The following is a 24796-nucleotide window of genomic DNA, read 5'->3' on the forward strand; positions in this document are numbered from 1 at the left end:
CCTGCCCCGTACCCTCAGCCCGGCTTCGACCAGGGCCACTTGGGGCTGTGCCGCTCGCGGCCGCCGGGGGCGTACTCGTACACCCAGCCGCGCGGCAGCCCCAGCCGCTTGCTGTGGCCGGCCGGAACCCTGCGGTACGCGTACACGGTGGCCGGCCCGCCGTCGGCGGCCGGCACCGGGACCTCGTACCACTTCGGCGGATGTCCGGTCGGGCCGACGAGGACGGGCAGCACCCGCCCGTCCAGGGGGCCGCCTGTGAAGGCGGTGTTCTCGCTTCGCACGACTTCAGTCTGACCGATCAGTTCTCGGGGAGCAGATGGGCCGCCTCGCCGAGCACCGGCACCAGCCGCTGTGCCAGCCGCCCCGCCGGCCCCCCGGCGGACTCCAGCGGCAGCAGCGCCGCCACCGCCGAGGCGGTCTCCCGGTCCGTCGCCGCCGTGGCGGCCAGCAGCACGATCAGCTGGTCCACCAGCCAGTCGCGCAGCTCCGCCGCGTCGGGCCGCTTCCCCTCGTCCAGCCAGATCAGCGACGCCGCCTCGACGGCCGCGATCCAGGTGCGCACCATCATCCGCAGCCTGGGGCCCGGCGCCGCCCCCTCCCTGCCCAGGTGCAGCAGGATCTGCTCGGCCGCCGCCCGCCGCACCTCGTCGACGATCGCCGACGTGCGGGAGGTCTCGACGACACAGCCGCCGCGCAGCAGCGCGCTGAAACCGGTGTCGTGCTCGTCGACGAAGGCGAGGTAGCGGTCGAGCACCCGCGTCACCCGCTCGGTGGGCGGGCCCACCGGCGGCTCGCCGAAGCACAGGATCAGCTGCTCGGCGGCGGACCTCAGCGCCGCCTCGTACAACTGCTGCCGCCCGCCCGGGAAGTAGCGGTAGACGAGCGGGCGGGACACCCCGGCGACCGTCGCGACCTCGTCGAGCGAGACCTCGTCGGGAGCCCGGTGGGCGAAGAGGGTGAGGGCCGCACCGAGGAGCTGGGTGCGGCGCTCCTCGACGCTCAGCCTTCGGTACGCGCGGGCCGGCGGCGCGCTGGCGGCAGCAGAGGTCATGAGTCAGAGCCTAGGGCCTCTCGCCCGGATCACGCCGGGCCCGTCCGGACGAAGGACCCGGAGCGGGCCGCGCCGCGGGGCGGCCCGCTCAGGCCAGCAGACCCGAGCGCTTCCACAGCCTGCGCCCCACCCCGTTCAGCACCCCGATGTCGTCGAAGAAGTCCGTCAGCCGCTTCGCGCCCGACTGCATGACCTCCGCCCGGTGGCCGCTCGCCTTCACCTGGGCGACGGCCTCGTGGCGGTCCAGGCCGACGTTCTCGTACACCCGCGGGTTGACGAAGCAGACCGAGAAGACCCGGGCCGCCTCGCCGCTGCTCAGCCGGGTCAGCTCGCGCTCCCAGCGCGGGGCGGTCACCATCTGGCGGCGCAGCTCCTCGCGGGCGTACCGGACGTGTCGCGCCTCCTCGACGACATGGATGCGGGTCACGCCCCGCACCAGCGTCTGGACCCGCTCGTCCGGGAAGGTCAGCCGCTGCATCCAGTCCAGGATCTCCTCGCCGAGGAGGGTCGCGGCGAACGAACCGGGGGTGGTGGAGACGGTCTTCAGCACCCGCGCGAGGTTGTGATAGACGCGCGGCACCGGATAGTCGGGCGTCCCGCCCCAGGTGATCATGCGGCCGAACATCATCGAGTGCCGGCACTCGTCGGCTATCTCGGTGAGTGCGTAGCGGACGTGGTTGCTGGTGACCGGCCGGTCGTAGATGTGCCGGACCAGCAGCTGCATGAGGATGATCTCGAACCAGATGCCCAGTGAGGCCAGCGACGCCGCTTCGTGCCGGGACAGATCCATCCGCTGTTCCTCGGACATCCTCCGCCACAGCGGGGTGTCGTAGAGCGAGACCAGCTCGGGCGGCCAGAACCACTTGCCGTCCTCGATCGCCGCGTCCCAGTCGAGTTCCTTGTCCGGGTCGAAGGAGTGCTTGGCCGAGGAGTCGAGCAGCCGCTCGGCGATCTGTTCGCGGTCCCGGAGCGGGCCGAGCGCGTCGCGGAGCAGCTGGACGTCGAGTTCGGTCACTGGGGTCATGGCTGGAGGCACCTCACACCTGGGTTACCGGCGGTCACTCCTTATGAGACTCCTCGTCAGTAAGGCCGTCAATCCCTGGCGCACGACTTGTTGACCCGGCGTCTACCAACGTGTGAACCTGCCAACTGGCGCAACCGCCAAGGGAATTGCCGAAACATGCCAGGCGAAGGAGCCGTCCGTGTCGACACACGACCTCTACACCACCGCCCCCGACGCACCCTCGTGGCAGGTACCCGCCTCCGGCGCCGCCCGCTTCAGCTGGGACTACGACGACGGCCGCGAACGCCTGCTCGCCCTCTACCAGAAGGGCAAGGACAAGCAGTGGGACGGCAACAAGCGCATCGACTGGTCCCTGGAGGTCGACCCCACCGACCCGCTCGGCACCCCTGACGAGGCCCTGACCCTGTACGGCACCCCGCACTGGGCGAAGATGACCGAGAAGGACCGGGGCGAGCTGCGCAAGCACTACACCTCCTGGCAGTTCAGCCAGTTCCTCCACGGTGAGCAGGGCGCCATGGTCTGCGCGGCCAGGATCGTGGAGTCCGTCCCCGACCTGGACGCCAAGTTCTACTCCGCGACCCAGACCATGGACGAGGCCCGGCACGCGGAGATATACGGCCGGTTCCTGCACGAGAAGATCGGGATGCTCTACCCGGTCAACGACAACCTCCAGGGGCTGCTCGGCGACACCCTGCGCGACTCCCGCTGGGACATGCCGTACCTCGGGATGCAGGTCCTCATCGAGGGGCTGGCACTGGCCGCCTTCGGCATGATCCGCGACACCACCACCAAGCCGCTGCCCAAGCAGATCCTCGCGTACGTCATGCAGGACGAGGCCCGGCACGTCGCGTTCGGACGGATGGCGCTGCGCGACTACTACAAGCAGCTGAGCGACGCCGAACTGCGCGAGCGCGAGGAGTTCGTCATCGAGGGCTGCTACCTGATGCGGGACCGGCTCAGCGGCGTCGAGGTGCTGGAGAACTTCGGCATCGCCAAGCAGGAGGCCAAGGACCTCTCCGAGCACTCGGAGTTCCTCCAGCTCTTCCGCAAGCTGCTGTTCAGCCGGATAGTGCCGTGTGTCAAGGACATCGGCCTGTGGGGCGAACGGCTCCAGAAGGCCTACGTCGACATGGGCGTCTTCGACCTCGGCGACTCCAACCTGGACCTGCTGATGACCCAGGACGAGGAGATAGCCGAACAACTGGACCGGGACCGCTTCGCGGAGGAGGAGCAGGCCCGGGTCGCCGAGGTCGAGGAGGCGATGGCGCAGGGCGGGCCGGGCGCGTCCGGGGACCGATGAACCGAAGCGGTGGCGGGAGCCGTCGCACCGAACCCACCGCGGTCGAATTCGCGTTCGCATGTGTGACGTACCGTGGTGCCATGAGCATGCCGCCGCAGCCGCCCCAAGGCCCGTACGGACCTCCCCAGCCCCAGGGGCCGTACGGACCTCCGCAGTCACAGCCCCCGTACGGTTCTTACCCGCAGCAGCCCGCGTACGGGCCTCCGCAGCAGCAACTCCCGCCGCAGGGAGCATGGGGGCAGCCCGGGGTGCCCGGACAGCCAGGGGTGCCCGGATGGCCCGGTGCGCAGCCGCCGAAGAGGAAGCGGACCGGACTCGTCATCGGGATCACCGTCGCCGTACTCGCGGTGGTGGGCGGTCTCGGCTTCGCCGCGTTCAAGCTGATGGACATCGGAAAGTCGGTCGCCGACGGCGGGTTCCCGCCGTCGGAGTACCGGCTCACGGCCGAGCAGAAGCTGCTGGACGGCGAGTTCACGCTGGCCACCGACATGTCGCGGGACAAGGGCAAGGAGATCGAGAACACCTACGACCCCAGCATCCGGAACCCGAAGGCGGTCGTCGCGCAGTACACCTCCGACAAGGGCGGCGCGCTGGTGCTGTCGGGGATGTGGGGGCAGCTGAGGAGCCCCGAGTTCGCCCGGCGCAAGATGCTCTCGGGGGCCGCCGAGGCGGACGGCGCGACCCTTGCCGTACCGGCCAGGAAGTTCACCCCCGACGGATACGGCATCACGGTCGAGTGCCAGGTCCTGCAGCAGAAGACGAACGGCACGACGACCAGCTTCCCCATGTGCGCCTGGGGCGACGGGAACACCGGGGCCATGGTCGCCGTGATCACGCCCGAGACCGCGGTGAAGGCTCCCGGCTCCATCGACCTGACGCAGCTGGCGGCGGACACCGCCAAGGTCCGGTCCGAGGCGCGCAAGCCGATCGGCTGACCGGCCCGTCGCGGGCGGCGGGCGCCGGCGCCGCCCGTCGGGCCGGGCGCCGGTAAGGCCTCCGCGCCGCCGCGGCACGGTCAGCCGCCCAGCGCCTCCGCCATGACGGAACGGGCGATCGGGGCCGCGCTGCCGCCGCCGCTGATGTCCGCCCGGTTCGCCGCCGCGTCCTCGACGACCACCGCGACCGCGACGGCCGGCTGCGCCGAACCCGGTGCCTGCGCCCAGGAGATGAACCAGGCGTACGGGCGGCCCGAGTTGTCGATGCCGTGCTGCGCGGTGCCGGTCTTGCCGCCGACCGTCACCCCGTCGATCGCGGCGCTGGACCCGGTGCCGTTCTCCACGACGTCCACCATCATCTCCCGCAGCTGCATCGCCGTGCGCGGGTTCATCGCCCGGTGGTAGGTGTGCGAACCGTTCTGGTGGACGTTCGTGCCGCCGCGGGTGGTCGTGCGGTCGACCAGGTAGGGGCGCATGAGGTCACCGCCGTTGGCCACGGCGGACGCCACCATCGCCATCTGGAGCGGGGTCGCCGTCGTGTCGAACTGCCCGATCGACGACAGCGCCAGCTGGTCGTCGGTCATCTCGGTGTCGAAGTTGCTCTTGGCCACTCCCGAGGGGATCCGCAGCCCGGTGTCGTTGAAGCCGAACTTCCGTACCGCGTCCACCATGCCCTTGAGGCCGACCCGGACCCCGAGGTCCGCCATCACGGTGTTGCAGGAGACCCGGATCGCCTCGGCGAGCGAGGCCCTCTCGCAGCCCCGAGCCTCATTGGGCAGCGTGGTCGACGTGCCCGGCAGCACATACGGCGACGGGGTGCCGGTGTCCGCGTCGGGATCGGTGACGACCTCCGCGTCGAGCGCCGCGGCCGCGGTCACGATCTTGAAGGTGGAGCCCGGCGGATAGGTCTGCCGGATCGCCCGGTTGAGCATCGGCAGGCTCTTCGACGCGTTCAGCCGCTCCCAGGCGTCGGTGACGGACGGGCCGGTGCCCGAGAGCCGGCCGGGGTCGTACGAGGGGGTCGAGACCAGCGCCAGGATCTTCCCCGTGGACGGTTCGACGGCGGCGACCGCGCCCCGCCGGCCGCCGAGCCCCTCGTACGCGGCCCGCTGCATCGAGTCCCTGATGGTCGTCACGACGTTGCCGCTGGGCTGCCGGCTGCGGGTGATCTCGTTCCACAGCGGGAACGGGGCGAGCATCGGATCGGTGCCGGACAGGACGGAGTCCTCGGCGTTCTCGATCAGGGTCGTGCCGTACGTCTGCGAGGCGTAGCCCGTCACCGGCGCGTACAGCGGGCCGTTGCGGTAGGTGCGCTCGTACTTGAGCTGTTCGCCCGTGTCCTTCGAACCGGTCACGGACCTGCCGCCGACCAGGATGTTGCCGCGCGGCTGGTCGTAACGGGCGATCGTGAGGCGGCGGTTGGCGGGGTTGTCGTCCAGGCTGTCGGCGTCGAGGACCTGGATCCGGGCGGCGTTCAGCAACAGCGCCACGAGCAGCACCAGCAGGAGCGCGGCGGCCCGCCGGATGTAGCGGATCACCGCTCGTCCCGCGCGATCGGCGCGATGATCCCGGTCTCCACCTGGCCGGGCTGCGGTCTTCGGGCCAGATCACTGACCCGGATCAGCAGTGCCACGATGATCCAGTTGGTGACGACGGACGAACCGCCCTGGGCGAGGAACGGCATCGCCATGCCGGTCAGCGGGATCAGCCCCATCACCCCGCCCGCGATCACGAACACCTGGAGCGCCAGGATCGAGGCGAGACCGATCGCGAGCAGCCGCCCGAAGGGGTCGCGCAGGGCGAGCCCGGCCCGGTAGCCGCGTGCCACCAGCAGCGCGTACAGCAGGAAGACCGCGGTCAGCCCGGTCAGTCCGAGCTCCTCGCCCGCGGTCGCCAGGATGAAGTCGGACTTGGCGGCGAAACCGATGAGGATCGAGTGGCCGAGGCCCAGCCCGGCCCCCAGCATCCCGCCCGCGGCGAACGCGAACAGCGACTGGGCCAGCTGGCCGGGCCCCTGGCCGGCGTCGATGGAGGCGAACGGGTCCAGCCAGTCCTGGACCCGGCTGTGCACATGCGGTTCGAAGGAGCCGACGACGAACGCGCCGACCGCCGCGAGCAGCAGACCCACCGCGATCCACCCGGTCCGGCCGGTGGCCACGTACAGCATGATCACGAAGAGGCCGAAGAAGAGCAGCGAGGTGCCCAGGTCGCGTTCCAGGACCAGCACGCCGACGCTCAGCAGCCAGATCGCCACGATCGGGCCGAGCACCCGGCCGGTGGGGAGCTGGAGCCGCCAGATCCGTCGGCCGGTGTACGCGAGCGCGTTGCGGTTCGCGGCGAGGTACGCGGCGAAGAACACCGCGAGCAGGATCTTGGCGAACTCGCCCGGCTGGAAGGAGAATCCGCCGACCCGGATCCAGATCTTGGCACCGTTCACCGCCGGGAAGAAGATCGGCACGATCATCAGGACCAGCGCGGTGGCGACCGAGAGGTACGCGTACCGCTGGAGCACCCGGTGGTCGCGCAGCAGGACCACCACCGCGATGAACAGCGCCACCCCGAGCGTGGACCAGATGAGCTGGGTGGGGGCCGCCTGGTCCCTCGGCGTCTCCAGGTCGAGCCGGTAGATCAGCACCAGGCCCAGTCCGTTGAGCAGTACCGCGATGGGCAGCAGCAGCGGATCGGCGTACGGGGCGCGTAAGCGGACCGCGAGATGGGCGAGGAGGGCGAGCAGTCCGAGGCCCGCGCCGTAGCCGGCCACGTCGGGCGGGACCGCGTTGTTCTTGGCCAGGCCGACGGCGGCGTAGCCGTAGACGGAGATGAGGACGGCCCCGGTGAGGAGCAGCAGCTCGACTCCGCGCCGCTTGGGCAGGCGTAGATCGGGCGGGGGCGCGTCCGCCGTCGTTGCGGTCATGCCAGGCAACGTAGCAAGAGCTGGTGGCTATTTCCCTTATGTCGTAGCAGGTATGTCCGGTGGTGCGGTGGCCGGCCGGTCGGACGTGGTGCGGGTGGTGGGTCGGTGTGGGGTGGTGGACGGCCGGCCGTGGTGCGGGAGGTGGCCGGTGTGCGGCGGTGGCCGGTCGGCCGTGGTGCGGTGATGGACGGTGCGAGGAGGTGTCCGGGGGTGGCCGGTGTGCGGTGACGGACGGTGCGAGGGGGTGGCCGGTGTGCGCTCCGGCGGTCCGTCACTGCTCCCGGCGGGGCGCGGACTTCATGCCGGTGCCCGGGCCGGATTCCGGCGTCCCGCCGTCCGGGCCGGTGTGCTCGGGCAGGGTCACCCGGGCCACCGCCCCGCCGTCCGGGGCGTTGCGGAACTCCAGGCCGGCGCCGATCACCGCCGCCTGTCCGGCGGCGATGGTCAGCCCGAGTCCGTGCCCCTTGCCGCCGGGCTCGGTGCGGAACCGCTGCGGGCCGTCGGCCGGCAGGTAGTCCGGGAAACCCGGGCCGTGATCGCGTACGGTCACCACCGGCCCGTCGACCGTCAGCACCACGGGGGGCCGGCCGTGCTTGTGCGCGTTGGCGATCAGATTGCCCAGCACCCGTTCCAGCCGCCGCCTGTCGGTCACGACGCGTACGCGCGCGGCACCCGCCGAGGGGTCGACACGGATCGCGGTGCCGGTCCCGGACGCGCGCACCACCCGCTCGACCAGCGGCACCAGTTCGTACACATCGAGGTCGACCGCTTCCGTACGGGCGTCGAGCCGGGAGATCTCCAGCAGGTCCTCCGTCAGCGCCCGCATCGCCCGGACCCGGTCCCGCACCAGCTCGGACGGCCGTCCCGGCGGCAGCAGCTCGGCGGCGGCCGAGAGGCCGGTCAGCGGGGTGCGCAGTTCGTGCGCCACATCGGCGGTGAAACGCTGCTCGGTCTGGAGCTTGCGCTGGAGCGTGGACGCCATCGTGTCCAGCGCCCCGGCGACGATCGCGACCTCGTCCTGCGGGCGCGAGGGGTCCGCCGTACGCGGGTCGCGGACGCGGGCGTCGAGGTCACCGGCGCTGATCCGGCGGGCCACCCGGGCCGTCTGGTGCAGCCGACGGGTGACCCGGGTGACCGCGAAGGCGCCGACCAGCAGGGTGGCGCAGATGGCCAGCAGGGAGGAGACGAGGATCGCCCCGTCGAGGCTGTCGATGGTGCGGGCGCTCTGGGTGTAGTCCACCTGGGTGGCCAGCGCGCGGCCGTCCGCCGGGCCCGCCGCCCACATGGCCGGACGCCCGTCGTGCTCGCCGACGAGCGTGCCGCGCCGGCCCCCGGCGGCCAGCGCGCGCAGGGCGGCCGGCAGTCCGGGCGGATCGATACCGGAACCCGGCGGCAGCGCCTCGCCGGTCTCGTACGCGGCGGTGACGTCCGTCAGCCGGGACAGGGCCTTCTCGCGGGCCCGGTCGACGGTCTGGTGAGTCACCCCGGCGTGGACCAGCGCGCCCAGCAACGCGGCCAGCGCGCAGCACATCGCGGTGAGGAAGACGGCCGACTTCCAGGTGAGCGTCGCCGCCCAGGCCGGCACCCGGGGGCGCCGCCACCGCGCTGCCCGCCCGCTTCCGCCGGGGCCCGGCCGTCTCACCGGCGCTCCGCGGAGATCCCGGCGGACGGTGCCGCGGTGGGGGAGACGGGCGCGGCGGTCGGCGGGGTGGGCGGTGCGGTGGCCGAGGGACTCGGCTGCGGCGCCCGGGACGGCGGGATCCGCTGGATCTCGTCCTGGGTCGGCAGCATCGCCCGCTGCCGGGCGTCCCAGGACCAGGCGGTGCGGTACTCGTACCCGGTGATCGCCGAGGGCGCCCGCATGATCAGGTCCCGTCCTGCCAGCTCGACGCTGATCACCGCGTCCGAGGTGGACAGGATCCGGGTCAGCCCGCCCGCCTGAGGCATGTAGACCCGTACGGAGAGCTGGTGGTCGGCCAGCCGGATGCCGAGCACCATCTCGTCCCTGCCGTCGCCCGTCAGATCACGGAAGTACGGCCGGAGCACGGGACAGGAAGCCGGTTCGGTCCGGCAGGCGTTGATCTTCTTCACGGTGTCGGCGGGGAGGTCGGCCGTGCCGCTGGACCGGTCGGGCCGGGCCGCCAGCCCCGCCCGCACCACCGCCACCGGATCCAGCCGGTGCACATCGCCGTCCGGCGGCACCTCGATGCCGGGGATGCGCGCGGTCTCGCCCTCGCCGTAGTCGTACGGGGCGGCCGAGGCGGGCGGCAGCCAGGGCCAGAGCCTGGCGGGCCCCACCGCGTCCGGGGTCCGCCCGGCGCTCCGCAGCCCGCCGCCGTTGCCGCAGCCGGTCAGCAGCGCCAGGCCGGCGACGGCCCCGAGGGCCACCGCCGTGCGGCACCGTACCCGGCGACGCGGACGCATGACTCTCCCTTCCGGAGGTCCAGTTCTCATGACCTTATTCGGAAGGGAGTCCGTTATGCCCGTTCATATGTGAATGATATTAAATTGGCGTATTCCTGCTGAGGTGCCGATCAGCTCTGGTACGGGTTCTGGCCCTGCCCGTTCGGCGCGTAACCCGGTCGGTCCTGCTGCTGTCCGTACGGATTGCCCTGCTGGGCGGCCGCGTGCTGGGCCAGCAGCTGTTCGGCCTGCTCCTTGGGGATCTGCTGCTCACCGCCGCAGAACGTGCACTGGGTCGCGAACTTCGTCGAGAAGGGGAAGAGCGGCACGAAGAACAACGTGAACTTCGTGACCCTCTTGCGCAGCGTGTGCGCGGCCGGGTTGCCGCACCAGCCGCAGACCAGGGTCAGTATCGCCAATTGGTACAGATAGCCTCGCGTACCGAAAATGATCATGTTGTGGGTCCCTTCCCCGTGTCCCGCAGAAGCGCATGACGACAGAGCGCCAGCAGCTTTTCGTCCTCGTAGGTGTCGTGGCTGCCGAACACGCCGTCCATCGCGTTGTGACGGCGTACGGAGGCGAGTTCGGCGCGCAGTACGCGTGCCGCGTCCGACCCTGCACCAGCGGCACCCATCCGCGCCAGGCCTTCCGCCACCCGGATGCGCACATGATGATTCTTCTCCCAGTCCGCCAGGAGCACCGGCACGGACTCCTGGGCCCGCCCGGACACGTCCCACAGCGCGATCGCCGCGTCCACCCGCAGCCACTGCTCGCCGTGGCCCAGCAGCGCCCGCAGCCGGGGAGCGACCACCACGGCCCGCACCCCCAGCCCGCCCAGCGCGTTCACCGCCGACCGGATCTCGTGCACCCGCTCCGCCCGCAGCCCCTCGATCAGCACCGGCAGCACGGCATCGGCGTCCCCCTCGACCGCCCACAGGGCCTTCGCGATCTCGGTCGCCGGGGTGGCCCCGGGGCTCCGCAGCAGCGCCCGCAGCTCGGGCAGGACACCGCGCGCCGCCGGCCCGAACGAACCGAGTGCCCGCAGCGCCTCGGTACGCAGCCACTCGCCCCGGTACTCCGGCGCCCCGCGCAGCACCCGCAACACCTCCGGCAGCGCCTCGTCCGCCCGCAGCGCGGCCAGGCCGGTGAGCAGCGGGCCCGCCCGGTCGTGCAGCCGCTCGTCCAGCGGGACCTCGCCGAGCCGGCGGCGCAGCGCCCCGGCCAGCGGGGCCGCCGCCGCCCCCAGGAAGCCGATGGCGAAGCCCACGTCGTGCGGCACCTCGGGCCGCTCCAGCGCGGCGGCCAGCGCGGGCACGGCGCGGGCGTCGCCCAGCCGGGCCAGCGCCTTCACCGCACTGCCCAGCGCGGGCGGCCCGCTCGGCCAGTCCTGCACCCAGGCCCCGGGATCCGCCGCCACCCGGGCCGCCAGCGCGTCCGCGGCGGGCGCGGCGAGACCGAAGAGCTCCTCCAGCACGTGCGAGGCGGCCTCGGCCAGCAGGGGCTCCGGGGTGGCGAGCTGCTCACCGACCAGCCGGACCAGCTCCTCGTACGAGCCCCGCCAGGTCCGGATCAGCCCGCTGCACATCCGCAGCGCGTCGATCCGCTGTCTGCGGTCCGGGCTGCGCAGCTGATCCGTCAGCAGCGCGGTCCGCTCGGCGACCCGGTCGTCGAGCCCGACGTGCAGGGTGCGCAGCAGGTCCGCCGTCCAGGGAGCGGTGGGCACCGGGGCCTCCTCGTCCGGCAGCGCCCGCAACCGGCCCACCCGGGCCACCGGCGCGACCCGCTCCTCGGCGGGCGGCTCCCCGGCCGCGTCCGGATGCGCGTCGACGGCCGCGACCGCCTCGGCCGAAGCGGCCGCACCGCTCTGCGCGTCGACCGCGGGGGCGGTCCCGGGCCGGCGCGCGGGCACCGAGCGCAGCTGCCGCAGCAGCCCCGTCACCACCCGCACGACATCGCCGGGCAGCGCGTCCGGTGCGCACCGGGCCAGCTGGGCCAGCGCGGCCAGCCGCAGCCCCGGCCAGAACCCCTCGCCGGCCAGCCTGCTCAGCCACACCGCCGCCTGACCGGCCAGTGCCCGGTGGCGCAGGGCGACCCGCCCCGCGGCCTCCACCAGAGCCAGCCGCACCTCCTCGTCCGGCTCGATCGGCAGACGCTCCCGCAACAGCGCGAGCACCCTGTCCGGATGGTCGTGCAGCGCGGCGAGCGCCAGGGGCGCGTTGAGCCGTACCCCCGGGTCCTCGTCGGCCATCAGCTCGAAGAAGACCCCGGCGCCCGCGGTGACGGCGGTCGCCGCCATCGCGTAGTTGGCCGCGCCCTCGATCTCGTCCTCGTCGATCTCGTCCTCGTCGTCCTCGTCCAGATCGATACCGCCGATGCTGGTGAGAAGTTCGACGATGCTGCCCCGGTCCTGGATGCCCGGATCCACGACCAGCTCGAAGAGGAAAGGAATGCTGGCCAGCGTGCAGGCGTACACATCACCCTGGTGGTGAACCGCCCCGTACATCCCGTCCAGCGCCGCCTCGCGCTCCGCCGGATCCGCGGACGCGAGACCCCGCAGCATCGCAGGCACGTCACCGGCCGGCCCGTAGGCGTGCTCCATCGAGGCCCAGTCGACCTCATCGATCCCTGCGAACACCCCATCGCCTCCCCACGCATTTCAACGAAGCAGTGTCTGCGAGGAGTGTGCACCACCGGTCGGACGATCCGCCCGCCACATGCGGTCTTTTCCTGGCGGGCATGACAAAGGGACGTGCCATGCGCTATCGGCGGACCGTCGAGAATCGGCCGCTTCCGGTGACGGGACGACAGCAGGACACCCGGCGGGGGCCGGAGAGGATTCCGGCCGGGCGGCACCGGCGGGGGAGGGGGAAGAGGAGCCGCTACCGGGCGGCCGGCAGACGCCCGGCCCGGTCCGGGTCGGCCAGCGGCCCGAGCAGATCCCCGAACCGTTCCAGCCGCGCCCCCATCGCATCCAGCGGGAAGACCAGCTCGCCGGGGGTCCGGCACCGCTCGATCTCCGCCCAGGTGACCGGCGCGGACACGGTCGGTTCGGGCCGGGCGCGCAGCGTGTAGGGGGTGGCGGTGGTCTTCGCCGCCGCGTTCTGGCTGAAGTCGACGAAGACCTTCCCCGGCCGCAGCGCCCGCTTCATCCGGTGCACGACCAGGCCGGGAAGGTCCTGCTCCGCCCGGACCGCCAGCTCCTTCGCGTACGCCGACACCCGTTCGGAGGGGGTCGGCTCCAGCGGTACGAGCAGGTGCAGCCCCTTCGACCCGGACGTCTTCCCGTACGCGCACAGCCCGTCCGCCGCCAGTCGTTCGCGCAGCCACCGCGCCACCGCACAGCACTCCACGACCGTCGCGGGCGCACCCGGGTCGAGGTCGAACACCATCCGGTCGGCGATCCCCGGCGCGCCGGCCCGCCACTGCGGGGTGTGGAACTCCACCACCAGGTTCGCCGCCCACATCAGCGAGGCCAGATCCTCCACGACCACCTGCCTGGCCTTCTCGTCCTCCCGGTGCGGCACCGCGGCGGTCCGTACCCAGGACGGCGTACCGGGCGGCGGATTCTTGGTGAAGAAGCGCTGCCCGTCCGGCCCGTCCGGGTAGCGCAGGAAGGACACCGGCCGGTCGCGCAGATGGGTGAGCAGGGGCTCCGCGACCGTGGCCGCGTAGTAGTGCAGCACCTCGCCCTTGGTGGTCCCGGTGGCCGGATACAGCACCTTGTCGAGATTGCTGAGCGTCAGCCGTCGCCCTGCCACCTCTGTGATCGGCGTCATACGATAAGAATCACACGCTTTGCGGACTCAATGGTATTCATGCGGACACAAGGGGTGAACGGTGAGGTCCATCTGGAACGGCGCCATCTCCTTCGGGCTGGTCAGCATCCCCATCAAGCTGGTCAACGCCACGGAGAACCACTCGATCTCCTTCCGCCAGATCCATCTCGCCGACGGCGGCCGGATCCGCTACCGCAAGGTCTGCGAGATCGACGAGCAGGAGGTCTCCGCCGGCGAGATCGGGAAGGCGTACGAGGAGGCCGACGGCTCGATGATCCCGATCACCGACGAGGACCTCGGCTCGCTCCCGCTGCCCACGGCGAAGACGATCGAGATCGTGGCCTTCGTACCGGCATCCTCGATCGACCCGCTCCAGATGGACGCGGCGTACTACCTCTGCGCCAACGGAGTCCCGGCGGCCAAGCCGTACACCCTGCTCCGTGAGGCGCTGAAGCGGAGCCAGAAGGTCGCCCTGGCGAAGTACGCGCTGCGCGGCCGCGAGCGGCTGGGCATGCTCCGGGTGGTCGACGACGTGATCGCCATGCACGGCCTGCTCTGGCCGGACGAGATCCGCAGCCCCGAGGGCGTCGCCCCGGAGGCCGAGGTCACGGTCCGGGACGCCGAACTCGACCTGGCCGACGCGCTGATGGACACCCTCGGCGAGGTCGACATGGATTCGCTGCACGACGACTACCGCGAGGCGGTCGAGGAGCTCATCGCCGCGAAGGCGGACGGCCGGACCCCGGAGCCCGCGGCGGCGGACGACTCCGGCGGCAAGGTCATCGACCTGATCGCGGCCCTGGAGAGCAGTGTCCGGGCGGCGAAGGAGGCCCGCGGCGAGGAACCGGAGGCCAAGGAGGCCGCGGGCGCCCCGGTCGCCGAGGTCACCTCCCTCAGCGGCCGCAGGAAGTCCGGCGGCACCGGGGCGAAGAAGAAGGCCACCGCGGCCACCAAGAAGAAGGCCGCCGCGAAGAAGCCCGCGTCCGGCCGGGCACCCGCCAAGAAGACCGCCGCGCGGTCGACGGCGAAGAAGACCACCAAGTCGGCGGCGAAGAGGACCACCGCGAAGGCGGACCCGAAGCCGGCGGCGAAGAAGGCGTCCCCCCGCAAGCGCGCCTCGGCCTGATCCGCGGGCCGCGCCCCGTGCGCACGGCCGACGGCCGCCCCGGGGACAGTGCTCCGGGGCGGCCGTCGGTTGCGGACCGGTGGCTCAGTGCCTGCGGAACGGGAAGCGGTACGAGTCCACGTAGCCGGCCGCCGGAGTCCCGACCCCCGTCACGTCGTCGTATCCCCGGACCGCCTTCAGCGAGGCGTCCTTGCCCAGGCCGCGCAGCGAGGTCAGCAGACCGTCCGCCGCGTCCACGCCGTTGGCGTAGTCGACCCGGACCACCGCGAGATCCCGGTTCGGGCCCAGCGGGTGGTCGGTGACGTCGTGGTACGCCTTCGAACCGTACCGGGCGTAGATCGCCGGGTTGGCGAAGCCGAGCGGCCGCCCGTGCGCGGCCTGCTGCGCGAGCGCCTGGACACCGGCGATGACCGGCGCGGCCAGTGACGTACCGCCGATGCGGTACTCGTCGTAGCCGAGCGAGCCGTCGGGCAGCGTCTGGGTCTGGCCGACCAGGAAGCCGGTGTTCGGGTCCGCGACGGCCGCGATGTCCGGGGCCGTGCGCATCCGCTGCTTCCCGTTCGCCCGGGCGAGCGAGTCGGGAACGACTCCGCGCTGGTAGAACGGCTGCTTCACGGACGAGCTGGTGCCGCCGCCCGCGCCGGAGGTGTACGCGCCCGGGAAGCCGTCCCAGCTCCTCCCGTCCTCGGAGAGGCTCGACTTGAGCGTGCCCCAGCCGGTCTCCCACTGGTACTTGTCGTGCTTGCCGACGGCCAGCGCGGTGCCGCCGACGGAGGTCACCCAGGCGGAGTTGGACGGCACGTCGATCTGCTTCGTACCCGTCGACGCGACGTTGTCGCCGTCGTCGCCGGAGGAGAAGTAGAAGCCGATGCCCTCGATCGCGCCCATCATGAAGACCTGGTCGTACGCGGCCGCGACGTCCGGTGTCTCATTGGCCTCCACATCGCCCCAGGAGTTGGAGACGATGTCGGCGAGCCGGTGGTCGACGACCTTGTTCAGCGAGTCCAGCAGATCGGCGTCGTAGCAGGAGGCGCCGCCCACGTACACGATGTCGGCGGCGGGCGCGACCGCGTGCACGGCCTCCACGTCGAGGGTCTCCTCGCCGTACCAGCCGGACGCGCCGCACTCCTCGGTCCTCGTGTAGTCGTCCGGCAGCACCTGCGTGAGCTGCCCGCGGCGGTACGGGGCGTCGCCGTTGCGCCTGGCGTACTCGGCGGCGTCCTTCGCGATGGTCGGCGAGGCGTACGCGTCGGTGATCGCGACGGTGACGCCCTTGCCGGTCCAGCGTCCCGCACCGTAGGCGGCGCGCAACTGCTTGCCGGTGTACCCCTTCACGGCGTACGGCGCCCTGGCCCCGTAGGCGCTGGGCAGCGACGAGGCGGTCTTCGAGCCGTAGTACGTGGAGAAGGGGCCGGAGTTGCGGAACACCGCGTCCGGCGGCGGCAGCGCCTCGTCGTGGCTCGACTTGTGCGGCGCGTTGTCCAGGCCGGAGACCGCGAGCACGGCGTCGCTCAGAGCGGCGGGCACGGAGGCGGTGGAGGCCGGGGCACGGTAGGTGCGGCCGCCCTTGCGGTAGTTGCGCAGCTGGGTGCCGAACGCCTTCTCGGCGGCGGCGACCTCACCGGTGGCCGAGACGTAGTGCCGGTTGCTGCCGGTGACGGTCAGCCCGTTCGACCTCAGCCACTGGCCGACCTGGTCGATCTGCTGCTGGGCCGCCCCGAACCGGGCCTGTGCCCGATCGGCGCTCAGGAACTTCCGGTACGAGGCGGACCGCGGGTCGGAGACGGCCGCGGCATAGGCGGCCAGCCCCTTCGCGTCCCGTCCGGCCAGATGGACCCGGACGCTGACCCTGCCGCTGTCCGATGTGGCTCCCAGGTCCGCCCCGGCGGTCGCCCATGCGGGCTTGGTGCCCTGCAACGCGTCCCGCCCGCCCGGCGCGGAGTCGGCGCTGGCGTTCGGTATCCCGAGGGCGAGCGCACCGGCCAGCAGTGGCAGCGTCGCCGCCATGCTCAGCACGGCGCGACTTCTCGCGCGGCTGGTTCTCATACAACCCCCTGCGATGTGGGTCTACGCGTGTGGATTACATGTGCCGGATGTTGTGCACATGTAATGCGTCACTCTGGCGAGGAACGCCTCATGTAAGGGGCATGCACTCACCAAGAATCGACCAAGTGCGCCAATGCGCAGGGCAGTTCGCAGGGAAATCTACTAAATGTGGTGTGGTGGCGCCCTTGTCGGGCGGGCGACCGGCCTGGGGGAGCCCGTGGCCGCGCCCGTACGCACCCACCCCGCCACTCCGTCGAGCGGTGGATCGCCCTGGCCGCCGGGGCCGCCCGCACCAGGGGGGGGCGAGCCGGTGATCGCGAGCATTGTCGTCACGTGTTGAACGCCCGGCAAATACGTTGGTACGCATTGTCATGATCCCGGTAATGTCTCGCGCCGAGCCCCCCGCAAATCAGCTGGGGATCTTTCAAGTAGTGCATTCAGCAAGAAAGTTGTAGCCATGAACCAGAACCGGTTCCGTACCCTCGCGGCCTCTGTCGCCGCTGCCGCCGTCTTCGCTCCGGGCATCTGCGGACTCGCCCATGCGCAGGGCGAAGCGGTCTCCGGTCTCCGGTCCGTGGTCGAGCAGCCGACGACCGGGGCCCCGGGCGTCGTGATGGCGCGCGCGGAGACGAAGCAGTGGATGTGGTAGACGCCTGACCGGGGTCCGGCTCCCGGGCGAAGCGGCTCAGGAGCCGGCCGCCTCGGGGTGTTCCAGGAGCAGCCGGCGCAGGTCGTCCGCCTCCTCCCACGCCTCCAGCCTCCGGTACAGCGCCACCGCCCGGGTGCCGTGGCGCCGGGCCGGGCCCCAACGTTGGGTGTCCAGTGCCGTGTGTGCCAGGCCCGAGAGGGCCTGCGCCGAGCCGAGCAGGGAACCGGTCCTCCGGGCCGCCGTCAGAGCCTGCTCGTACGTCCGCGACGCGGTGGCGAACTGCCCCGACGCGCGGTGCGCGTCGGCCGCGCCGAGCAGGGCGCGCATGTACTCGTAACCGCTGCCGATCCGGCGGGCCACCTCCCCGGCCGTCCGGAAGTGGGCGAGCGCCTCGCCGGCGCGTCCGGTCGCCGCGTACATCGTCCCCAGACTGATCAGTGTGTTGGCCTCGCCCAGCGCGTCGCCGTGTGCCCGGTGGCTCTCCAGGGAACGCCGGAAGCAGGCCAGGGCCCGCGCGGTCTGTCCGGTCGCCTGGTACACGGCCCCCATGTTGGTGTCCAGGATGTCGAGTTCCTGGCGGCCGCCGTGCCGTTGCGCCAGCTCCAGCGAGCGTTCGTAGTGGGTGAGCGCCTCCTCGTACTGCCCCTGGCTCTGATGGAACTCGCCCAGGTTGTTCTGGGCGTAGATCTGCCCGAGCAGGTTCCCGGTCTCCTCGTAGATGCCGAGAATCGCCCGGGCCCTGCCCAGCGCCTCCCCGTGACGGCCCGCCTGGAAGAACGCCGCGCCCTGGACGTTCAGCGCGCCCGCCTCGCCCTCGCGGTCCCCGACCCGCCGGTACCCGGTCAGGGCCTCGTCGAGGACGCGCAGCGACGCACTTCCGCGCCCGGCCGCCAGATGGGCCCGGCCCGCCTGGAGCAGGGCGTCCGCACAGCCGTGCAGGTGGCCGAGACCGCGGAACAGCTCCAGCGCCTCGCCCGCACAGTTCAGCGCCTCGTCGGGAGCGGTCTGCGCCAGTACGTCGGCGGCCTCGATCAGCGTCTGCGCGAGGGCGTACGGGGTGCCGAGGGCACGAAGGGCGTGAACGGCGGCCCCGTAGAGCTCGTTCGTGACCGCCCAGGTGCCCCAGCGCTTGAGCACCGGAGCGAGCACGTGCGGGAAGAGGGCCGCGTACGCGGGCGCCTCGCCGGCGGCCGTACGGGCGACCGCCAGGAGGTTGGCCCGCTCCCGCGCCAGCCATGCCGAGGCGTCGTCGGCGTCACGGAACCCGGGGGCGTACGCCGAGGCGCACTCGGGCCCCGGGGGCAGCCTCCGGCGGTGCGGCCGGGTGTGCCGGTCGGCGTGGTGCGCCATGGTGAGGTAGTGGCCGAACAGTCTTCCCGCGGCCTCCTCCCGGGCCTCCTCCGGTTCCGCCTGGGCGAACATGCGCAGCGCGAAGGCCCTGGTGAGATCGTGCAGCCGGTACCGGCCCGGGGCCGGCTCCTCAAGAAGGTGGACGTCGTGGAGCTCGTCCAGGGCGCGGCGGATCCGGGCGCCGTCCGCAGGCGCGCCGACGAGCGCCGTGGCTGCGGCGACCGTGATGTCCGGGCCGGGATGCAGCGCCAGGTGGCGCAGCAGCTTACGGGTGGGGCCCGCCAGTTCGGTGTACGAGAAGCGGAACACCGAGACCAGTTCGCCGTCGTCGAACTCGTCCAGCGGGTCGGCCGCCTCGGCCAGCCGCTCCAGCAGATGGCGCAGGTTCCAGGACTCCCGGTGACGGAAGCGGCTGGCCAGCAGCTGGATGTGAAGGGGGTGGTGTCCACCGGCCCGTGTCACGAGCGCGAGCGCCTCGGGGTCGGCCGAGACCCGGTCGGCGCCCGCGATCCGGGTGAAGAGCGCGGCGGCCTCCTCGTCGGACAGCACCTCCACCAGGAGCGAGGTGGCGCCGTCGAGCCCGGCGAGCCGGTTCCGGCTGGTCACGATCGCCCGGCAGGTCGCGGCGCCGGGCAGCAGCGGACGCACCTGGGCCGCGTCCCGCGCGTTGTCCAGCACCACGAGCACCCGGTGACGTGCCGTCCACTCCCGCCAACGCGCCGCCCGTTGGTCCAGCGAGTCCGGCAGATCACCCCCCGCCCCGGCCGCCCGCAGCAGCACCGCGAGCGCCTCGGCGGGGTCGTACGGCGCCCGCCCGCTGAACCCGTGCAGATCGACGTAGAGCCGGCCTCCCGGATAGGCGTCGTGGAGCCGGTGGGCGGCGTGCACCGCGAGCGTGGTCTTGCCGATGCCGGGCATGCCGTGGACGACGGTGAGCGGCATCGCGTACGCGGCGGAGCCGTCCGGCGGGCCGGAACCCCGCGGGACGGAGCCGTCCGGTGTCATCACGTCGCCCAGCAGTACGCGGAGTTCCGCGGCACGGCCGGTGAAGTCGCGGCTGTCGCGCGGCAGGTTGCTGCGTGGCCCCGGACCCGCCTGCCGGTCGGCGCTCACCGCCGTCTCCAGGAGCGTACGGTCCTGTTCGAGAATGCGCCGGTGGAGTTCCTGGAGCTCCGGACCGGGCTCGATGCCGAGCCCGTCGCGCAGCCTGCCCCGCGTGGTACGGAAGACGGCGAGTGCCTCGTCGTGCCGTCCGGACCGGTACAGCGCCAGCATCAGCGCGTGGATCACCTGCTGGGCCAGCGGATTCTCCGACGCCAGTCCCTGCAGTTCACCGACGAGATCGGCGTGCCGCCCCAACTCCAGCTCCAGCCCGATGCGTTCCTCCCGCACCCGGCGCAGATCCTCCACCAGCCGGCCCCGTACCGAGGCGGCCCAGTCGCTCCTGGACTCGGGCAGCGGCTCGCCGCGCCACCGGGCCTCCGCCGTGCGCAGCAGACCGATCGCCAGCTCCCGCTTGCCCTGCCCGGCCGCCGCACGGGCCTCCTGGCGCAGCCGCTGGAAGTGCGAGACATCGACCTCGGTACCAGCGTCGATCCGGAGCTGGTACCGGCGCGGCGACAGGCTCTCCACCTGAATGAGATCGCCGACGGAGGCGCGCAGCAGCTTGCGCAGCCTCGACACATAGGTCTGCATGGTGCTCACGGCCGTATCGGGCTGTTCGTCACCCCAGACCCGGTCGATCAGCGCGTCCATGGAGACCGGTTCACCGCGCGCGTGCAGCAGAACGGCCAGTACACAGCGCGTTTTCACCGATCCCAGCCTGCACTGCTGTTCTTGATGCCATAGTTCAAGAGGTCCCAGAGCAAGAAGTTCCACATCGCCCCCGCTGGGTGCGCTGCTACCTGCCGCCGACGGCAGCGCCCGCACGGGTGTGCCGGACCTTCCAATGTCGCGCCGGGCGCGGGGAGCAGGCAGGGCGCACGGGCGCGTACCGGGCGCACCCTCCACCCGCCGTTCCGGTCGCCCGGAAGATCCCCCGGAGCCGCCCGGAAACGGCCCGCGACCGCCCGCACCCGGAGTGCAGGATTCCTGCAAGCGACCCGTCAAACGCGTCGGGCATGACTTCGGCGTGCGCCGCGAAACGACGCGGTGTCTCGGACGGGGCCACCGGTCCGAGGACGAGGAATCGGGGGAACGATTCTATGAGTCTGACATTGGCCGAAACGCATCGGCCGCATGTGCCGATGCGCCTGGACGTGGACCGCTGGGCCACCCGGCAGATCCGCCGGAGGGTGCTGGCCGTCGTGCATACGGTGACCGCCGGACAGCGGCTGCTGGACGCGGTACGGCTGCTGGAGGGCGACGCCCGGGTACAGGTCTTCTTCACCCCGGCGCCCGACGTGTTCAGTCACGGGGTGGACTCCTTCCTGGAGGAGCTGGGCGGGCTGGTCCTGCCCTGGCACCAGGCGGTCCAGATGCCCTTCGACCTGGCGCTGTCCGCAGCCCACGGCGGGCTGAACGACCTGCACGCCCCGGTGATCGTGCTGCCGCACGGTGCCGGGCACAACAAGCTGGTCCCGGCCGGGCAGCGCGGACGCCAGGTCGCGGAGCGCGGGGTGTACGGGCTGAACCGGCAGTGGCTGGTCCAGGACGGCAGGCTGGTACCCGAGTCGATCGTGCTGGCGCACCACGAGGAACTGACCCGGCTCGGCCGCGAGTGCCCCGAGGCGCTGCCCGCGGCGGAGGTGGTGGGCGACCCCTGCTTCGACCGCATCGCCGCGAGCCTGCCGCTGCGGGCGCTCTACCGCGAGGCACTGCACACCAGGGCCCGGCAGCGGCTGGTGCTCGCCTGCTCCACCTGGGGGCCGCGCTCCCTGTTCGGGCAGAGCCCGGAAGTCCTGGAACGGCTGGTCACCGAACTGCCCCGGGACGACCACCGGATCGCGCTCCTGCTCCACCCCAACGTCTGGAACGCCCACGGGGAATGGCAGATCCGCAGCTGGCTGGCGCCCCTGGGCAGGATGGGCCTCACCGTGATCAGCCAGCACGCGGACTGGGTCGGCGCCCTCGTCGCCGCCGACTACATCGTCGGTGACCACGGATCCGTCTCGCTCTACGGATCGATGACCGGCGTCCCCGTCCTGATGGCGGGCGCGCCGGAGGCGGACGTCGACCCGGGGTCCCCGGTGGCCGAACTGGCCTCCCTCGTCCCCAGGCTGCACCGCGACCGGCCGCTCGGCCGCCAGCTCGCCCGCTCCTCGGCGCTCTACCGGCGGCAGCGGTACGAGCGGATCGCGGACCGCATCACCTCCGAACCCGGCCGGTTCGCCACCCGGATGCGCACGCTGATCTACCGCAAGCTGCGCCTGCGGGCCCCCGCGGTGCGACTCGCCGCCGAGCACGCGCCGCTGCCGTTCGGCGTGCGGTACGACGAGCGCGGCGGGGCAGTGCGATGACCGCGCTCACCGTGGCGCTGTACGAGGACCCCCTGGCCCGGGGACCGGTCCGCCGCACCGAGGTCACCCTGCTGCACCCGGCCACCGGCGCCCCGGTCGTGGACGAACACGTACGCGTCCGGCTGCCCGCCCCGTCCCCGCTGCCGCTGCTCGCCGATGTGCTGGTGGCCGGGGGAGACGGGCCCCGGTCCGCGACGGCGCTGGCCGGCCGTCACCCCGGAGCCCTGGTGGTGGCCGTGCACCGCGGCCCCCGGTGCTGGCTGCTCCTCGGCGGTGCGGCCCGCCCGGTGACGCTGGACGCGCGCCGGGCGGACGCGCCGTGGGCGATCTGGGCCTCGGTCGCCCACGCCTGGCTGGTGGCCGGGCTGCCCGTGGCGGAGTTCGGCACCACGGCGGTACGGATCGTCGGGAACACGCGCACTCAGCCGGCGGCACCGCCGTCGTCCGCGGTGCCGTTCTCCCGGGCCTCCGGTCCCAGTGCGTCCAGCCTGTCCCGCACCTCCTGCGCGTCGGCCGAGCCCGGACCGCCGGCACCGGAGTACAGGATCAGCGCCTCCCGGTAGTACCGCCGGGCGACTTCGGGCTGCCCGCGCCGTTCGGAGACCAGGGCCAGGCCTCCCAGCGCGCGGGCCGTCTCGTGGTCGGCGGACATGGGCCGAAGCACGTCCAGCGCCGCCCGCAGACCCGTCTCGGCCCGGTCGAGCAGCCCCAGGCCGAGGTACGCCCGCCCGGCCAGCGCGTCGGCGCGGGCCGTGTTGTACGTGTCACCGGCCTCCCGCAGTACCTCGCGGGCCGCCCCGGCCTCGCGGGCGGCGTCCTCGTACAGCCCCCGCGACAGCGCGACGTCCGCCAGGTTGAACCGCGCCAGCGCGCCGGCCCGCCGGTCGCCGCAGTCCGGCAGCTCGGCGGCCGCCCGGCCGAAGAACCCGGCGGCCCGGTCGGTCTCCCCGAGCCGCTGGTGGGCCAGACCCCGGTAGTTGAGCGTCCGGGCGTGCCCGAGCGCGTCATCGGTGCGCAGGAAGGCATCGGCGGCCCGCTCGAACATCACCAGCGCCTGTTCCGGGCAGCCCATGTCGAGTTCGCCCAGGCCGCCCGAGGTGAGCATCCGGCACACCGCCGCCCCGTCGTCGCACTCCTCCGCCGCGAGCAGCCCTTCCCGGTGCGCCTCGCGCCACTCCGGGTAGAACTTCCGCCGCGGGAACAGCGGCCACATGGCGTCGGCCAACTGCCAGCCCAGCGCCGGGATCCCGGCCGGACGGGCGATCCGGAGCACCGCCATGAGATTGGGCAGTTCGTGTTCGAGCCAGTCCAGCGCGGCGTCCGCCGCACCCGTGCCGCCGCCCGCGCCGCCGTCACCGAACTCCGCGACCACGACCGGGTCGGGGCCGTAGTCCCGGGCCATGGTGCGGTGCTGGGGGTCGATGACCTCCTCCGCACGGGTGGCGTTGGCCAGGTAGTGGTAGCCGATGCGGCGCAGCGCCGCGGCCCGCGCCCCGGGGGACTCGTCCCGGTCCGCCTGCGCCACCGCGTGCAGCCGTACCAGGTCGTGGAAGCGGTAGCGCTCGGTCCCGGCCGCCTGGCCGGCGTCGATGAGCAGACTCGCGTCGTACAGCACATCGAGCGCGTCGGCGGCGTCCGAGCCCAGGACCGCGTCGGCCACCGGCCCGCCGAACTCCCGCCCGGGGTGCAGCCCCAGCAGCCGGTAGAGGTGGGCGGCCCCGGCCGGCAGTCCCTGGTAGGAGAGGTCCAGCGCCGCCCGCACATCGTGGTCGCCGTCGATCGCCAACGCCTCCAGCCGGTCGTGCTCCTCGGTCAGTGCCCGGACCATCGTGGTGATGCCGTGCCGGGGGCGCGCCGCCAGCCGGGCCCCGGCGATGCGCACCGCGAGCGGCAGCCCCGCGCACAGATCGACCAGGGCTCGCGCCTCCTCGGGCTGCTCGGACACCCGGCTGTCCGCCAGGGTCGAATCCAGCAGCTCCACCGCCGCTTCCCGGCCGAGCGGCTCCAGATGGATGACATGGCCCCCGTCGACGCTCAGCCCCGGCAGCCGCCGCCGGCTGGTCACCGCGGTCACGCACTGACCCGCCGGCAACAGCGGCCGGACCTGTGCCGCGGTCGCCGCGTCGTCCAGCATGACCACGAGCCGCCGGTCCGCGGTCAACGACCGGTACAGGGCGACCCGTTCGGCCAGGGCCGGGGGCACCTGCGGGGTGGGTACACCCAGGGCCCGCAGGAACCGCCCGACCACTTCGCCCGGGTCGACCGGGCCGCCGGGCGACTGGGCCCCCAGATCCGCGTACAGCTGGCCGCCGGGGAAGTGCGGGCGGATGGTGTGCAGCCAGGCCAGCGCGACCGCGGTCTTGCCGACGCCCCCCAGCCCGCTGACCGCGGCCAGCGTCGGATGCCCCTCCCGGGTGGCACGGGCGCGGTGCCCCTCCAGCGTGCTCACCTCCGCCGAACGGCCGGTGATCCGGATCGAGGGCGGGAGCTGCCAGGGCGGCCTCGGCCCGCGGGCCTCCTGCGCGGTCTCCCCGTGGAAGTGAATGCCGCCGTACACCTTGCCCGACTGGATCGCGGGGCCGTGCACCGTACCGCTCAAGTCGTTGTCACTGTGCTCGTGCCCCAGCACCGGTCCCCCTCCGGACGGTCACCCGGCCGTCTCCTGAAGAACATCCTTTCCGCACAGGCGAGCGAAAAATCCGGCTCGCCGGGGGCCGGACCCTCCCGCATGTCCTGATATTGCCCAGGGTGCCGCCTCATGGAC

The 24796-nt window shown here is 72.6% G+C and carries 18 protein-coding genes; 5 read left to right on the forward strand and 13 right to left on the reverse strand.

Features of this window, described 5'->3' with window-relative positions; translation table 11 throughout:
- Positions 1 to 14: 14 nt before the first annotated feature.
- The 3 genes from ACGF8B_RS06140 to ACGF8B_RS06150 all read right to left on the reverse strand — a co-directional run bounded on the left by ACGF8B_RS06140 (position 15) and on the right by ACGF8B_RS06150 (position 2075).
- Positions 15 to 281 (reverse strand): hypothetical protein, encoded by a 267-nt coding sequence (locus ACGF8B_RS06140; RefSeq protein ID WP_072483748.1) that lies wholly within the window; start codon positions 279 to 281, stop codon positions 15 to 17.
- 17 nt (positions 282 to 298) lie between these two features.
- Positions 299 to 1051 carry a TetR/AcrR family transcriptional regulator gene (locus ACGF8B_RS06145; protein WP_392735210.1) on the reverse strand — a complete coding sequence of 251 codons (753 nt, stop codon included), beginning with the start codon at positions 1049 to 1051 and terminating at the stop codon, positions 299 to 301.
- Positions 1052 to 1139: 88 nt separating this feature from the next.
- On the reverse strand, positions 1140 to 2075 hold the full coding sequence (locus ACGF8B_RS06150) for a diiron oxygenase (protein ID WP_392735213.1): 936 nt from the start codon (positions 2073 to 2075) through the stop codon (positions 1140 to 1142).
- Positions 2076 to 2253: 178 nt separating this feature from the next.
- On the opposite strand from ACGF8B_RS06150, the gene ACGF8B_RS06155 reads away from it, so the two are divergent.
- Positions 2254 to 3375, forward strand: coding sequence for a ferritin-like domain-containing protein (locus ACGF8B_RS06155; protein ID WP_392735214.1), 1122 nt, complete (start codon positions 2254 to 2256; stop codon positions 3373 to 3375).
- Positions 3376 to 3623: 248 nt separating this feature from the next.
- Positions 3624 to 4310, forward strand: coding sequence for a hypothetical protein (locus tag ACGF8B_RS06160; RefSeq protein ID WP_392735216.1), 687 nt, complete (start codon positions 3624 to 3626; stop codon positions 4308 to 4310).
- A gap of 80 nt (positions 4311 to 4390) precedes the next feature.
- Here the strand turns inward: ACGF8B_RS06160 and ACGF8B_RS06165 are convergent, their stop codons facing one another.
- The 7 genes from ACGF8B_RS06165 to ligD form a co-directional block, all read right to left on the reverse strand.
- Complete coding sequence (locus tag ACGF8B_RS06165; RefSeq protein WP_392735219.1) at positions 4391 to 5848, reverse strand: penicillin-binding transpeptidase domain-containing protein; 1458 nt, start codon at positions 5846 to 5848, stop codon at positions 4391 to 4393.
- Positions 5845 to 7224: an FtsW/RodA/SpoVE family cell cycle protein gene (locus ACGF8B_RS06170; RefSeq protein ID WP_392735221.1), complete on the reverse strand. Its 1380-nt coding sequence runs from the start codon at positions 7222 to 7224 to the stop codon at positions 5845 to 5847. Before ACGF8B_RS06170 ends, ACGF8B_RS06165 begins: the two co-directional genes overlap by 4 nt.
- Positions 7225 to 7495: 271 nt before the next feature.
- Positions 7496 to 8866: an ATP-binding protein gene (locus ACGF8B_RS06175; protein ID WP_392735223.1), complete on the reverse strand. Its 1371-nt coding sequence runs from the start codon at positions 8864 to 8866 to the stop codon at positions 7496 to 7498.
- A complete protein-coding gene (locus ACGF8B_RS06180) occupies positions 8863 to 9648 on the reverse strand; it encodes a hypothetical protein (RefSeq protein WP_392735224.1) in 786 nt (261 codons plus the stop codon). The genes ACGF8B_RS06175 and ACGF8B_RS06180 overlap by 4 nt, the downstream gene beginning before the upstream one ends.
- A gap of 110 nt (positions 9649 to 9758) precedes the next feature.
- Complete coding sequence (locus tag ACGF8B_RS06185) at positions 9759 to 10082, reverse strand: zinc-ribbon domain-containing protein (RefSeq protein ID WP_392735226.1); 324 nt, start codon at positions 10080 to 10082, stop codon at positions 9759 to 9761.
- Positions 10079 to 12262 carry a HEAT repeat domain-containing protein gene (locus ACGF8B_RS06190; protein WP_392735228.1) on the reverse strand — a complete coding sequence of 728 codons (2184 nt, stop codon included), beginning with the start codon at positions 12260 to 12262 and terminating at the stop codon, positions 10079 to 10081. Before ACGF8B_RS06190 ends, ACGF8B_RS06185 begins: the two co-directional genes overlap by 4 nt.
- Before the next feature lie 244 nt (positions 12263 to 12506).
- The gene (gene ligD, locus ACGF8B_RS06195) at positions 12507 to 13403 is read right to left on the reverse strand and encodes a non-homologous end-joining DNA ligase (RefSeq protein WP_392735230.1); all 897 of its coding nucleotides are present in this window, start codon (positions 13401 to 13403) and stop codon (positions 12507 to 12509) included.
- Positions 13404 to 13464: 61 nt separating this feature from the next.
- Here ligD and ACGF8B_RS06200 point away from each other — a divergent pair, with 61 nt between their 5' ends.
- Entirely contained in the window at positions 13465 to 14529 is a 1065-nt protein-coding gene (locus ACGF8B_RS06200; protein WP_392735231.1) for a Ku protein, read from the forward strand.
- Between the two features lie 84 nt (positions 14530 to 14613).
- Here the strand turns inward: ACGF8B_RS06200 and ACGF8B_RS06205 are convergent, their stop codons facing one another.
- Complete coding sequence (locus ACGF8B_RS06205; protein WP_392735233.1) at positions 14614 to 16575, reverse strand: protease pro-enzyme activation domain-containing protein; 1962 nt, start codon at positions 16573 to 16575, stop codon at positions 14614 to 14616.
- A gap of 457 nt (positions 16576 to 17032) precedes the next feature.
- Between ACGF8B_RS06205 and ACGF8B_RS06210 the strand changes: the two genes are divergently transcribed.
- The gene (locus ACGF8B_RS06210; protein ID WP_392735235.1) at positions 17033 to 17224 is read left to right on the forward strand and encodes a hypothetical protein; all 192 of its coding nucleotides are present in this window, start codon (positions 17033 to 17035) and stop codon (positions 17222 to 17224) included.
- 36 nt (positions 17225 to 17260) lie between these two features.
- Here ACGF8B_RS06210 and ACGF8B_RS06215 read toward each other — a convergent pair whose 3' ends face one another.
- A complete protein-coding gene (locus tag ACGF8B_RS06215; RefSeq protein WP_392735237.1) occupies positions 17261 to 20386 on the reverse strand; it encodes a tetratricopeptide repeat protein in 3126 nt (1041 codons plus the stop codon).
- A gap of 392 nt (positions 20387 to 20778) precedes the next feature.
- On the opposite strand from ACGF8B_RS06215, the gene ACGF8B_RS06220 reads away from it, so the two are divergent.
- A complete protein-coding gene (locus ACGF8B_RS06220) occupies positions 20779 to 22032 on the forward strand; it encodes a hypothetical protein (RefSeq protein ID WP_392735238.1) in 1254 nt (417 codons plus the stop codon).
- Between the two features lie 421 nt (positions 22033 to 22453).
- Here ACGF8B_RS06220 and ACGF8B_RS06225 read toward each other — a convergent pair whose 3' ends face one another.
- The gene (locus tag ACGF8B_RS06225) at positions 22454 to 24661 is read right to left on the reverse strand and encodes an ATP-binding protein (protein WP_392735240.1); all 2208 of its coding nucleotides are present in this window, start codon (positions 24659 to 24661) and stop codon (positions 22454 to 22456) included.
- Between the last annotated feature and the right edge of the window lie 135 nt (positions 24662 to 24796).

Source organism: Streptomyces sp. NPDC047917 (genome assembly GCF_043204345.1).
Lineage (GTDB): Bacteria > Actinomycetota > Actinomycetes > Streptomycetales > Streptomycetaceae > Streptomyces > Streptomyces sanglieri.